Source organism: Staphylococcus sp. GDY8P85P (assembly GCF_017892405.1).
Lineage (GTDB): Bacteria > Bacillota > Bacilli > Staphylococcales > Staphylococcaceae > Staphylococcus > Staphylococcus borealis.
Genome location: NZ_JAESLA010000039.1, coordinates 1 through 13,131 on the forward strand (window position 1 = coordinate 1; position 13,131 = coordinate 13,131).

A 13,131-nucleotide genomic window follows, 5' to 3' on the forward strand; every position below is an offset into this window, starting at 1 on the left:
TCCGATTTGACGAAGAGCCATAATAATTTTATTTTTGATGTTTATTGTCATCTTTATATACGTATAATTTAAAATATTTACCTTCAGTTTTCATTTCTTTATAAAAATCAGCAATGATTTCAGCATTACTTTCTGCCCATTTTATATCAGTAGCATATTGATGTTCACCTGGATTCTTAGGATTCCATCTCATACTGTAGAGCGTATTTTGATCTTCGTGAGATAAGAAATGTTGGTGAATAAAGTCAGCGCCACCTTTGATTGCTTTTTCAGGTGTGTCCCAACCATGTTTTTTTGCGTACTCTGAACCCGTTTTAATTGGATCACTATCTAACGCGCCTACACCGTAGAAGTTATAATACTTCTTACCGTCAATTTCTACCCCGTTGGCTAATTCACTTTTAACTGAACCTGTTTCTAATAAAGCATGTGAAATTAAATATACTTCATTAACATGCTTCTCTTTGGCAGCACTAATGAAAGCGTCAGTATGTTTCAATAACATTGGTCGGTCGAATAACATACGTTTAATACGATTTTCATCAATGCCTTGATATTTAGATAAATCTAAAAATTGATACTTTTGTTTGTCATCATCAATGAACTTACTACTGTCCATTGCAGCTTTTATTTCACTATCTGAAGCATCTCTCCAAGCAGTATTATTCTTGTTAGAGACTTGTTGGCTTGTGTAATTATCAATTTGTTTATTCGCAGCTTTATTTAATGTTACATCTAAATGTTCTACGCGTTCTTCTTCATTAACATGCTTAAAGAATATTTGATCTGAAATCATATTAAAGAATATAAAACCTGCTGCAACTAAAACAATCAATAACCCCACTAGGCTAATAATTGAGCCTTTTTTGTGCTTCGTCATATTCACACCTCTTAGGTCAATGTTGTTTTTATTTAAAATCTTTTATGATAATAAAGTTTAACATTATTAATTCTTATAAACAATTTTATACTTGCAATGTTACATATTCATAAAATAAAAGTAATCAAAATGAAACTTTGCAAAATAAAAAGTAATGAAACATATAGAATTTCATTACTTGATTCTCACCAGAAGTACTTTATCTATCAATTATCTTTACGATAATCCATCATAATAAAAATCGCTGCTTGAGATCTATTCTTGTAATAATATTGATTTAAATCAACTGTTCCTTCTATTTCACCATCTCGATACATCATTTCATTTGTAAAATTATTAATCATTACAAATTCAGAACGATCTCTTATAATGTCTAAATCATCATTTCTTGCGAAGAAATGCTCAAGATTTAAATGTGCGTAATCCAACTTTATACCTCCCATGTTACAAATTGACTAAAATTTAAATATATTGATGAATGTAAGGTATGTCCATAATGATTTTGTCGTATTGCTAAGTTATATGCGTCTTTAGACATGATTTTACAGTTTATAGTTAATCTATGCTTACTATTTAACACCCTTTTGTTAAATTACGCAAATGATAATTTAAATAAATTACTTTAAATTATATATATCCGGAAATTTCATTTAAGTACTTAAATTAGGAGCGAATCTCTGAAGTATTGAATTTTAATGACATATATCATAAACATCATAAAATGATTCACTATTTGTTAAAGCATTATAACGTCAAGTATAATTATGATGAATTTTATCAATTATTACTCATAAAACTGTGGCAATTATCTAAGAATTACAATGATAATTCAAATATAAGCTTATCCTCGTTTCTCTACCAACGACTCAATTTTTATTTAATTGATTTATTCAGAAAAGAAGGTTTAAAACCTGACATGGTCGACGTTGACATCTCAACCTCCCCACACCTTATCTCCGCTTCAATAGAAACATCAATCTTTAATAATAATGATATGACACAATTGTTAAATCCTAGAGAACTTGAATGGTATAACTATTTCATTCAAGGTTATAAACAGTTTGAAATTGCCGAATTAATGCATGTGTCTGTATCTAGTATTAAAAACTATAAAACTTCTTCTATAAAAAAACTCAACAACTATTATGTCAAAGGTGAGTAATATGATACCATACAACACACACCATCTTCTTTATCTCCAAACTTTGCAGGCTAATACGCATAAAACGACATGTTGTTTTTCAACATATAATATGGTTTTACCTTTTCCAATAAAAAAAGTACTGATTTATTATTTTGAACAGCATAATCAATCGTATTCACAAAGATTAAAGGTAGCGAAACGATTGTTAGCGATTCATAAACTCGTACCTTTATATATATCTGACAAAGCCGTACTGTTCCCTATTAAACATCAACGTGCACCCTTGCAAACCTATATTAATGCATTGAACATTATAGGGTTAACATCAAGTAAAGATGGCGTAATCATAACGTTTGATAATAATATCCAATTACGTGTTGATGAGCCCTACACTTTAATTTATAAAAAGTGGCAAGAGAGTACTTTATTATTTCATTTAATGCATAAAACTATGCAGATTTATTAAATTTGTATTCAAGTAACTTTTTAGTGAAAAATGCAGTAACTGATTTAATCAGCATTAAACTTACGATTGCCAATAGTATTGCACCTATTAAAATTAAGACGACATTCAATATTGGCATTGATACCTGTGGATTGATAAAATAATTGACTGCAGTTAAACTCGTAATAAATCCTGTTAAAAATAAGCCAAGTAAGAAAGCGTAAATAAGCACCATACTAATGAGTAAAAGAAGCAATGTAGTACTTGCTACTTCTTTTTGTTGAAACACATTATTCTTCAAGAATTGATTCGCAAAATGAATAGGTTTACGATACTGCTTCGTCTGAATTTCCCCTTCTTGACGCTCAACTTCATGGCGATATTCCACTAAACTATCATGTAATTGCTTTTTTTCTTTCTTATTCAAAAACCACAATTGTTTTTTTACTTTCTCTTCAAAATCTGTTCGTTTCATACTTTGTGGTTATCTCCTTTTTAAGTTACTTCTTTTTAAAATTTTAACGACGTTGACATTTAGAAACAAGTTGGAATAGTATCTCTTATTAATATAAAAATACCCCGTAGCTATGTTGCTGATATTGTTAATATCATTCTACACTCTAATACGTTTATACCAGTGACTTATAGAATGTCTTAACACTATCTAATGCTACGGAGTCAGTTGTTAAATTTAATTATGCTTAAAGAATAGATAGCCCTGAGCTTTGAATATCTTTAGCAAATCCTTTAACCGTATCTACTGATAATTCATTAATATCTCGCCCTAAATTCGTATTCACTTTCTTCACTACATCGGCAGGACATGTAATTATGTCGGCACCAATTTCATCAGCTTGAATGACATTAAATAGTTCACGGCAACTTGCCCATAATAATAATACGCCTTCTTTACTGTGGGCAACGTCAACTGATTCTTTCATTAATGGTAATGGATCTACACCTGTATCAGCAATTCTTCCAGCAAACACTGAAATATATGTAGGTACACCTGCAGTGACTGCTTCTGTAATTTCTTTAACTTGTTCAATCGTGTATACCGCTGTTACGTTTAGACGCACATTGTTAGCAGATAACTTTTTAATTAATGGGATAGTTGATTCACCTTTTGTGTTAACCACTGGAATTTTAACAAATACATTTTCGCCGTATTGTTTTAAAATTTCAGCTTCTTTCTCCATTGTTTCTAAATCATCTGCGAACACTTCAAATGAAATTGATGCATCTGGAATCGCTTTAACTGCTTCTTCTGCAAATGTTTTGTAATCCGTTACACCTGCTTTCGCCATTAAACTAGGATTTGTAGTGAAACCATCTACTTCTTTATTCTTATAAGCTGCTTTCATTTGTTCAATGTCTGCACCATCTGCAAATACTTGTACATTTAATTTTGTCATTGTATTTCTTCCTCCTTTAATTTCGATTACGATGATAGTTAAGTTACATCACAATGGAATTTATATGTATGTACGCATGTTCTTATGATGATTATACTATGCCGTAACAATAAAATATTTATAAATTATTTATATCATTCTTAGAATTACTAAGCGAATGTTTTGCCTTTTAATGAAAATAAAATTCAAAATTGACGAGTCACTATTAAATTATAATTAAAATGTGGTAATATGATTAAATGAAATTAGGTAGGAGGAACACAATGTCTAAGCCAAAAAAATACTTCTATATCTCAGTGATTTTACTTATAATAAGCTTTTATTTTAATACATTTAATCCACTATTAAGTCAGCAAATTAATTCTGTTAAATATTTACTCATTGCCTGTAGTATTGTTAATGTTATTGTTTTAATTGCTTCGATTATCTTTTCAGATAAAGCAATCAAACATTTAGGCGATAAACAAGGCTGGATTAGAATTGCTAGTAAAATTTTACCAATTATTATTTTATTCGTAATTGTATTCCATATCTTTGCTTCAATCAAAACGTTTGGTATTCTTTCGTAATCGAGTGGATATGACAGAATAATGATTTAATTGTAATAAAACAAGAAATAGGTGTGACAAAATGCAATATTTATTTGTGTTTATCGGTGGTATGGTTGGTGCATTATTGAGATACATCTTATCAACATTGAATACGGGCTCTGGCTTACCTATTGGGACGCTAGTCGCAAATTTAGTTGGTGCGTTATTAATGGGATATTTGTCATCTCTAACCATACAATTTTTCAAACATAAACCCATGCTAAAAAAAGGATTAACTACGGGGCTATTAGGTGCGTTAACTACCTTCTCAACCTTCCAATTCGAGTTAGTTACTATGTTTCATGATCATCGTTTCATATTGCTATGTTTATATGGATTATTAAGTTACGTTGGAGGCATCTTATGCTGCTGGTTAGGCGTTAAATTAGGAGGGGCACGTGTATGATTAATTTAGTGCTCGTTATGGTTGGCGGAGGTTTAGGTGCTGTCGTGAGAGCTTGGCTATCAGATTTCTTTAATAGTAAGGTTTCTTCACCCATACCCGTTGCTACGTTAATCGTCAATATTGTAGGCAGTTTTTTAATTGGGTTCATATTCGGAATCGCTCTGAATCATCAGTGGTTTTCTATGTTGTTTATCACTGGCTTTCTTGGTGGTTTAACAACTTTTTCAACCCTGTCACATGAACTTGTCCAATTATTGTATCCACATTTTAAACCGATTCGTTTTTTGAGTTATTCCATTTTACAATTTATCGTAGGATTTATATCATGCTATGTAGGTTTCATATTATAAAACACTTCATTGTTAAAAGTTTAAAAGCTTTTAACAATGAAGTGTTTTTAGTTAACTATTAGCCCTCGAATGTTTCTGGATCAGGTCCAATACGTTGGTCTTTATTTAAATCGTCAATTCGTTCCATTTGTTCATCAGTTAATTCAAAGTCAAAGACATTGATGTTCTCTTCTATTCTTTGTGGCGTGACTGATTTAGGAATCACGATGACACCATGTTGTATATTCCATCGAATCACGACTTGAGCTGCAGTTTTATTCACTTCTTTACCAATTTGGTTCAACGTTTCATCATCTAAAATTTGAGCATTCATAAATGGTGACCATGACTCCATGTGAATATTTTGTACTTCTAAATATTTACGTAATGCCTTTTGCGTGAAATATGGATGAAATTCCACTTGGTTGATCACAGGTTTGATAGAAACTTGAGCTAGTAATGCTTCAAAGTGTTCTGCATTAAAATTACTTACGCCAATATTTTTAACCTTATCATCTTTATATAAATCTTCCATACCTTTCCAAGTATCTATCATGATTGCCTCATTCGTACCAGGCCAATGCACAAGGTATAAGTCTAAATAATCCAAGCCTAGCTTGTTGATGCTTGTTTCATAGGCTTTTGCTACATTTTCTCGACCAAAATCTTCAAAATATAGTTTAGATGTAATAAATAAGTCTTTACGTTCTAGACCTGTAGCAACTAAACCATCCTGGATTCCTAAACCGACTTGTTCTTCATTACCATAAACTTTAGCTGTATCAATACTACGATAACCAGAAACGATTGCGTGCTTAACCGCTTCTCTACATTCATCATTATTTTCTACTCTAAACGTTCCAATACCAACTTTAGGCATTGTGTGACCATTGTAAAATTCAATTGTTTCCATTCACGGTACCCCTTTTCTTTAAAATATGTATTATCTTATTCCCTTATTTAAACCATTTAAAAACGGGAATGGAACAGAATTCTTTTTAAATTCGTTGCTCCACTCCCGCAAGAATAACAATAATCGAGAAGCGCTTAATTTAAACGTCTTTTCAGTTCAATCAGCTACTGCGAATTTGCAAAGTAGCTGATTGATATGTTTGTTATATCAGATTAGAAATTAATTAAATGATTCAATTTTGTCCATAACATCTTGTAATTCATCCACATTATATTGAATACGTCCATGGAACACAAACTTATTGAAGAACTCATCTAATTGATCAGGTCCTACGAGTACTTTAACACTTGAACTTTGTGCATAATTTGAAATTGTGACGTCTCCATCATGTTTCGGATTGAAATATAAAATCGCTGTTGGCGTATATTTCGCACCCAACTGAGTTTGTAAATCTGACGCTAATTTCTCTATCGCAGCAAGCTGTTCAGAATAATTAACGAATGACAATGACGCTTTATCCTCATTTTGATCAAGTACTAACGTTTGTGGTGACTTAGCATCTAAATCTAACGTGTTAAAGATTTGTTCCATCATTGGTAATTCGTTAAATTGATTACCACTTATGCCTTGATATACATGTCCTTTTAATAATTGCGAATCTATAATATATAGACCAGTACGTGTAAGTACAAGGTGACTAATACGTTCAATATCATTAAACTCATTACTTGGAAGGAAGATATTTGCCATGATATGCATATCTTCAGGTCTGATACGTTTTTCTTTTACTAAACGCTCTCTAATACCAATTAAACGCATATCTGTCACATATTCACTTTTATTCTTAGAGAATAGTTTTAAGGCATCAATTTCACGGTCTTTACCGCTGACAGTTGCATCAAAATCTTCTTTTTGTTTAGTAACTTGCTTTTTATTTTGTATACGCTCTTTTTCAAGTGCTTCGTCATGAGACGCTTTCATTTGTTTTTCTTTGAGGTCGTATTCTTCTTTTGTCTTTTGTTTAATATTATTTTTACTTTTAAGTGTAACTAAAAATAGAATTAAACAAATCGCTGCAACAACAATGGCTATGATTAAACCAATTTCAATTGGTCCAAGTGAATTCATTAAATCAACGCTCCTTTAATCTATCAGTATGTCTAATTATAATAGAAACAGTCCTTAATTTCGACAATTTCTTATAATATTATTTAAAGCGTTTATTAACTTTGAACAGCATCTTTTAATACGTTCACTTTGTCTAATTTTTCCCAAGGTAATAGTACATCAGTTCTACCAAAGTGACCATATGCTGCTGTTTGTTTATATATAGGATGTTTTAAATCTAACATTTTAATGATACCTGCTGGTCGTAAATCAAAGTTTGCTCTAACCGCTTCAACAAGTTGTGCTTCTGAAACTTTACCTGTCTTGAATGTATCAATTGAAATTGAAACTGGTTCAGCAACTCCAATTGCATATGCAAGTTGTACTTCACATTGATCTGCCAGTCCTGCAGCAACGATATTTTTCGCTACATATCTCGCTGCATAAGCTGCTGAGCGGTCTACTTTAGTTGGATCTTTACCACTGAAGCAACCACCACCGTGACGTGCATAACCACCATAAGTATCAACGATGATTTTACGTCCTGTTAACCCTGCATCGCCTTGTGGTCCACCGATAACAAATCTTCCTGTTGGATTGATAAAGAATTTAGTTTCACTATCAATTAAACCTTCTGGTACTGTTGGATAAATGACATGTTCTTTAATATCACTTTGGATTTGCTCTAATTCAACATCATCTGCATGTTGAGATGATACAACAATCGTATCAATACGTTTAGGTTTATCATCTTCATCGTATTCTACTGTAACTTGAACCTTACCATCAGGTCTTAAATAATCTAGAATACCATCTTTACGCACATCTGATAAACGCTTCGCTAATTGATGTGATAAAAAGATTGGTAACGGCATATATGTTTCTGTCTCATTAGTCGCATAACCAAACATTAAGCCTTGGTCACCCGCACCTGTAGCTTCAATTTCTTCTTCTGAAATATCATTTCTATATTCAAGTGCTTTGTCTACACCTTGCGCAATATCTGGTGATTGTTCATCGATTGCAGTTAATACTGCCATTGTTTGGTAATCATAGCCAAATTTAGCACGCGTATAGCCAATACCTTTAATTGTTTCTCGTACGACTTTGGGAATATCTACATAAGTAGAAGTTGATATTTCACCTGAAATGAGCGCCATTCCAGTTGTTACAGTTGTTTCACAAGCGACACGTGCATTGGGATCATCTTTCAAGATTTCATCTAAGATAGCATCAGACACTTGGTCAGCAATCTTGTCAGGATGTCCTTCTGTTACTGATTCTGAAGTAAATAAACGTTTATTGTAAGTCATGATTTGCTCCTTTTACCATTGTATTTACGAAAATTCTCTTTAAAATGTGAGCTCAAAAATAAAAGAGCCTTCTTCACTATCCAAGACAGAGAGAAGGCTCTTAAACGTCCATTCGCTCTTATCGTTCAGACGATTATATGTCTGCAAACGGTTTGGCACCTTTCTTTTAAAAAAGAGGTTGCTGGGTTTCATTGGGTCCATGTCCCTCCACCACTCAGGATAAGAGAATCCGTTAAGAACTATACTACCTAATTCACCAATTAATGTCAATTTTGTTTTTACATGTTTTTTTGTCTTTTCCAGGTGGAATAATTATGGCATTATGTTATACTATTTTCATGTAAAGGCTTACAATATTGAATTTCTATAACACACGCTGGAGGGATTGGGTATGTCAGTAGATACATACAGCGAAACACCTAAAATTAAAAAATTATTAGAAAAAGAAAGCTCTCTTTTTCAACTCTCAACAACTCAACTTTATTACAAAATAATGGGTAATAAAGAAGGAGTATTAACTGAACTTGGTGCGATTAATGCAAGCACTGGTAAATACACTGGACGTTCTCCAAAAGATAAATTTATCGTTACAGAACCTTCTTATAAAGATAATATTCATTGGGGAGATATTAACCAACCTATCGATGAAGAAACTTTCTTAAATCTTTACGCTAAAGTTTTAGACTATCTTGATACAAAAGATGAACTTTACGTTTTTAATGGCTATGCAGGTAGTGACAAAGATACACAATTGAAACTTACAGTTATTAACGAACTTGCATGGCACAACCTTTTTGCACAAAATATGTTTATTCGCCCAGATTCTAAAGAAGAAGCAAGTAATATTAAACCTAATTTCACTATTGTTTCTGCACCTCATTTTAAAGCTGACCCTGAAGTTGATGGTACTAAATCAGAAACATTCGTTATCATTTCATTCAAACATAAAACGATTTTAATTGGTGGTACTGAATATGCTGGCGAAATGAAAAAAGGTATCTTCTCAGTAATGAACTATTTACTACCAATGCAAGACATTATGAGTATGCATTGTTCTGCTAACGTTGGAGATAAAGGAGACGTTGCTTTATTCTTCGGATTATCAGGTACAGGTAAAACAACGTTATCTGCAGCACCAGATAGAAAATTAATTGGTGATGATGAACATGGTTGGAATAAAAATGGTATTTTCAACATCGAAGGTGGTTGTTACGCTAAAGCAATCAATCTTTCTAAGGAAAAAGAACCGCAAATTTATAACGCGATTCAATACGGCACTATTCTTGAAAATACTGTAGTTAACGAGCGTGGCGCCGTTGACTTTGATGATAATTCATATACTGAGAATACCCGTGCAGCTTATCCAATTCATCACATTGATAACATTGTTCTACCATCTAAAGCAGCTCATCCTAATACAATCATTTTCTTAACAGCTGACGCATTCGGTGTATTACCACCAATTGCTAAATTAACTAAATCACAAGCGATGTACCACTTCTTAAGCGGCTTTACATCTAAATTAGCTGGAACTGAGCGTGGCGTTACAGAGCCTGAACCTTCATTCTCTACATGTTTTGGTGCACCATTCTTACCACTTAATCCTATTAAGTATGCAGATTTACTAGGTGAACTTATTGATAAACATGACGTTGATGTATACTTAGTTAACACTGGCTGGACAGGTGGCAAATACGGTGTAGGTAGACGTATCAGCTTACATTACACTCGCTATATGGTAGATCAAGCGATTAAAGGTAAATTGAAAAACGCTGAATTTACTAAAGATGAAAAATTCGGTTTAAGCATTCCTACAGAAATGGAAGACGTACCTAAAACAATACTCAATCCAATTAATGCTTGGAGTGATTCAGACAAATATCGCGCTCAAGCCGACGACTTAATTAAACGTTTTGAAGAAAACTTCAAAAAATTCGGTCCAGAAGTTGAAGAAATTGCTAATACAGGTGGCTTTAATAAATAATTAAATGGTCACATTCAAAAGGCAACATACTTGGTAAAATTAACCAAGGTACGTTGCCTTTTTATTTACCCTCACATTTCGACATCCAATGATGTACATAGTTAAGTGCTTTTTTCATAGCTGGTGGTCTAGGCACATGACCTTCATCTATTTGATAAAACGTATCAAAGTCGACACCTTTAGAACTCAATTGCTTCTCTAAATAATAAGCATGGTGAATACCTACCTGTTTATCTTTACCCCCATGTACAATTAGGATTGGCGGACTATGCGCATCAATTAATTTTATAGCATCTCTTTTGTCATAGGCGTCTTTATGTTTATCAGGATGACCAACCATACGACGTAACATGCCACGTAAATCAACACGTTCCTCATACATTAAATGCATATCAGAAACCCCACCCCAGATAATATAACTATCTACCGGATAATCTTGATAAGTTAAGAGACCTTGTATTCCCCCTCTTGAGAATCCAATCATATGTACATAAGCATTTGGATATCGTTGTTTAAGTATTCTAATAAGGTACGTTACATCTTTTAAATCAGCGTTAGCAAACTCATCACGACCTTCACTGCCATTACTACCTCGATAGTAAGGTCCTATCACTAAAGTATCATCATTTGCAAACTGCATTAATCTGGCTGCACGTACACGACCAACTTGTCCCTTACCTCCTCGCAAGTACACCACAATTCTATTTACTGCTTTCTTTAGAGGACACATCTGTAATGCTTTTACTTTTAAGCCATCAACTGTATAAGTCATTTCATCAAATTGATGCGTTCTCGATGCTATAGGCATTTTCTTAGTCGCGATAATATCCAAGGTCTATCATCCTTTCGACACACTTCAGAATTGCGTCATCTTGAATTAAGTAACTTTGCATATCCAACGGAACATCACTAATATGCTTAAACAACAATGGACCGCTCGTTTCTAAATAATCACTTTTCTCTTTAATTGATTTGATTCTCACTATATATACATCTTTTTTGAAAATAGCGTTATCCAACGTGTGAACTTGATATTGTGCTATATAGTCAATCGTTTCAGGTATACCTCCAGTTTCTTCAAAAAGCTCTCTCTTGATTGCTTGTATACTTTGTTCTCCCTTTTCAACCTTACCACCTGGAAACTCAATGCCACGCATTTTGTGCTGAGTAAAAAGTAACTGGTTCTTATATAGTGGAATAGCTAAAACATGATTACCATCAGGACAGTCGTTGTTCGTTTTGTAACTCATTGTAACACGTCTATTATCTTTATCTAGAAACTCCATGTTCTATACTACTCCCTTCAATATGTTAAACTAATTTATAATCGTATTACTGGTTGGAGGCCTATAATGTTAAAAAAATTATTTCTTGGAATAATCCATATCTATCAACGCTATATTTCACCTATGACGCCACCTACATGCAGATTTTATCCTACGTGCTCAGAATATACACGAGAAGCGATTGAAGTTTATGGCCCACTCAAAGGTGGCTATATGGGAATTCGTCGCATTCTTAAATGTCATCCACTTCATAAAGGTGGATTTGATCCAGTTCCTTTAAAAAAGGATAAGGATAAACATAAACATAGACACTAGTTTAATTTATATAATTTTGATTTATCGATTTGAGGAGGATGGAATAAAATCATCCCCTCTTTTAATTTGCCAACACCTTGCGTAAAATCGTCAGTAAAATAATAACCATCTGGGGTGACATCCCCTGGATAATCACCTTCTCGCGCTAACATTGCGGTAAAATATCTACTCAGTCCATATTCATACATGCCACCGATAACTACTTTAATATCATTAGATTTTAATTCACGTATCAATGATTGCACGCTATCAATACCACCCACTCTAAAAGGTTTAACAATCACTACTTTAATCGGGAATCGCTTAACAATTGACATAATACGATTGATATCAGTTGCTTTTTCGTCTATCGCAATCGCAGGATATTGCGTATGATCAATGTGTAAAATTGAAGACAACGATTTGAATGGCTCTTCTATATAAAGTATGTTTTGTGTCTCTATGGCTTCTAATTTCTGAAAATCTGACACATCCAGTGACTCATTAGCATCTAAAGCTAATTCATAATCAAAAGGCAATGCGTCATTTAACAGTGAAATATCATTATTCAATTGACTTGTCCATTTTAATTTAATGCGTTTAGGTTGCGTTTGTGCTAAATCATCAAATTGTTGTGCACTAATACCACTAATGGTTGCACCATATTCTACTTTAAACGTCGGCAAGTCATGATACATCTGGTAAATCGCCATAGCTACAGCACTTCTCGCTGCAGGTTGATTGTCAAGCATGGCTAAATATGGCTTCCAATCTTCATATACATGAAATGACTTATGTATGACACTTTCCGCCCATTGAGAAAGTGTTTCTTTAACTGTATCAATCGTCTCTGCGGCATACCAATCTGATTCAAACGCATTACATTCACCAAAATAAGATTGCTCATCATCACTTAAAAATTCAACAATAAGTGCTTTACGATGCGTCATTTGAACTTTTGGTGTCACAATATGATTTTTAAATTCGTGATTATAAAGATAAAGATTTACTGCTTTAATCCACAT

At 33.1% G+C, this 13,131-nt stretch carries 17 protein-coding genes and 1 riboswitch; of the genes, 7 read left to right on the plus strand and 10 right to left on the minus strand.

The annotated features are described in order from the left end of the window. Positions 1 to 28 precede the first annotated feature (28 nt). Positions 29 to 880 carry a peptidoglycan release complex glucosaminidase SagB gene (sagB, locus tag KA828_RS08355; RefSeq protein WP_053030546.1) on the minus strand — a complete coding sequence of 284 codons (852 nt, stop codon included), beginning with the start codon at positions 878 to 880 and terminating at the stop codon, positions 29 to 31. 206 nt (positions 881 to 1,086) lie between these two features. Then, entirely contained in the window at positions 1,087 to 1,308 is a 222-nt protein-coding gene (locus tag KA828_RS08360; protein ID WP_210126040.1) for a hypothetical protein, read from the minus strand. A 257-nt stretch (positions 1,309 to 1,565) separates the two neighbouring features. On the opposite strand from KA828_RS08360, the gene KA828_RS08365 reads away from it, so the two are divergent. Both KA828_RS08365 and KA828_RS08370 read left to right on the plus strand, forming a co-directional pair. Then, the gene (locus KA828_RS08365; RefSeq protein ID WP_210126041.1) at positions 1,566 to 2,042 is read left to right on the plus strand and encodes a sigma-70 family RNA polymerase sigma factor; all 477 of its coding nucleotides are present in this window, start codon (positions 1,566 to 1,568) and stop codon (positions 2,040 to 2,042) included. 1 nt (position 2,043) lies between these two features. Continuing rightward, on the plus strand, positions 2,044 to 2,490 hold the full coding sequence (locus KA828_RS08370) for a competence protein ComK (RefSeq protein ID WP_210126042.1): 447 nt from the start codon (positions 2,044 to 2,046) through the stop codon (positions 2,488 to 2,490). On the opposite strand, the gene KA828_RS08375 is transcribed toward KA828_RS08370, so the two are convergent. Together KA828_RS08375 and KA828_RS08380 are read right to left on the minus strand one after the other, a co-directional pair. Beyond that, on the minus strand, positions 2,474 to 2,944 hold the full coding sequence (locus KA828_RS08375) for a hypothetical protein (RefSeq protein WP_075109192.1): 471 nt from the start codon (positions 2,942 to 2,944) through the stop codon (positions 2,474 to 2,476). The genes KA828_RS08370 and KA828_RS08375 overlap by 17 nt on opposite strands. Positions 2,945 to 3,170: 226 nt before the next feature. Then, positions 3,171 to 3,884: a transaldolase gene (locus KA828_RS08380; protein ID WP_075109191.1), complete on the minus strand. Its 714-nt coding sequence runs from the start codon at positions 3,882 to 3,884 to the stop codon at positions 3,171 to 3,173. Positions 3,885 to 4,147: 263 nt separating this feature from the next. Between KA828_RS08380 and KA828_RS08385 the strand changes: the two genes are divergently transcribed. From KA828_RS08385 to KA828_RS08395, 3 genes are all read left to right on the plus strand, one after another. Further along, entirely contained in the window at positions 4,148 to 4,453 is a 306-nt protein-coding gene (locus KA828_RS08385; RefSeq protein ID WP_075109190.1) for a hypothetical protein, read from the plus strand. Between the two features lie 61 nt (positions 4,454 to 4,514). Next, a complete protein-coding gene (gene crcB / locus KA828_RS08390) occupies positions 4,515 to 4,880 on the plus strand; it encodes a fluoride efflux transporter CrcB (RefSeq protein WP_075109189.1) in 366 nt (121 codons plus the stop codon). Further along, positions 4,877 to 5,230 carry a fluoride efflux transporter FluC gene (locus KA828_RS08395; protein ID WP_075109188.1) on the plus strand — a complete coding sequence of 118 codons (354 nt, stop codon included), beginning with the start codon at positions 4,877 to 4,879 and terminating at the stop codon, positions 5,228 to 5,230. The genes crcB and KA828_RS08395 overlap by 4 nt, the downstream gene beginning before the upstream one ends. A 58-nt stretch (positions 5,231 to 5,288) precedes the next feature. Here KA828_RS08395 and KA828_RS08400 read toward each other — a convergent pair whose 3' ends face one another. From KA828_RS08400 to metK, 3 genes are all read right to left on the minus strand, one after another. Then, positions 5,289 to 6,122 carry an aldo/keto reductase gene (locus KA828_RS08400; protein WP_210126043.1) on the minus strand — a complete coding sequence of 278 codons (834 nt, stop codon included), beginning with the start codon at positions 6,120 to 6,122 and terminating at the stop codon, positions 5,289 to 5,291. Between the two features lie 219 nt (positions 6,123 to 6,341). Next, complete coding sequence (locus KA828_RS08405; protein WP_075109186.1) at positions 6,342 to 7,250, minus strand: NERD domain-containing protein; 909 nt, start codon at positions 7,248 to 7,250, stop codon at positions 6,342 to 6,344. A 95-nt stretch (positions 7,251 to 7,345) separates the two neighbouring features. After that, entirely contained in the window at positions 7,346 to 8,542 is a 1,197-nt protein-coding gene (gene metK / locus KA828_RS08410) for a methionine adenosyltransferase (protein WP_053030566.1), read from the minus strand. 115 nt (positions 8,543 to 8,657) lie between these two features. Next, a riboswitch (SAM riboswitch) is annotated at positions 8,658 to 8,768 on the minus strand. Between the two features lie 165 nt (positions 8,769 to 8,933). On the opposite strand from metK, the gene pckA reads away from it, so the two are divergent. Further along, positions 8,934 to 10,526, plus strand: a complete 1,593-nt coding sequence (pckA, locus tag KA828_RS08415) for a phosphoenolpyruvate carboxykinase (ATP) (protein ID WP_210126044.1) — start codon at positions 8,934 to 8,936, stop codon at positions 10,524 to 10,526. A gap of 61 nt (positions 10,527 to 10,587) precedes the next feature. Here the strand turns inward: pckA and KA828_RS08420 are convergent, their stop codons facing one another. Together KA828_RS08420 and ytkD are read right to left on the minus strand one after the other, a co-directional pair. Next, positions 10,588 to 11,358, minus strand: a complete 771-nt coding sequence (locus tag KA828_RS08420; RefSeq protein ID WP_193839186.1) for an alpha/beta hydrolase family protein — start codon at positions 11,356 to 11,358, stop codon at positions 10,588 to 10,590. Further along, positions 11,339 to 11,812 carry an RNA deprotection pyrophosphohydrolase gene (gene ytkD, locus KA828_RS08425; RefSeq protein WP_210126045.1) on the minus strand — a complete coding sequence of 158 codons (474 nt, stop codon included), beginning with the start codon at positions 11,810 to 11,812 and terminating at the stop codon, positions 11,339 to 11,341. Before ytkD ends, KA828_RS08420 begins: the two co-directional genes overlap by 20 nt. Before the next feature lie 66 nt (positions 11,813 to 11,878). Between ytkD and yidD the strand changes: the two genes are divergently transcribed. Beyond that, positions 11,879 to 12,127, plus strand: coding sequence for a membrane protein insertion efficiency factor YidD (gene yidD, locus KA828_RS08430; RefSeq protein WP_075109182.1), 249 nt, complete (start codon positions 11,879 to 11,881; stop codon positions 12,125 to 12,127). Here the strand turns inward: yidD and menC are convergent. Next, a complete protein-coding gene (menC, locus tag KA828_RS08435) occupies positions 12,124 to 13,131 on the minus strand; it encodes an o-succinylbenzoate synthase (protein ID WP_210126046.1) in 1,008 nt (335 codons plus the stop codon). The two genes, yidD and menC, sit on opposite strands and share 4 nt — an antisense overlap.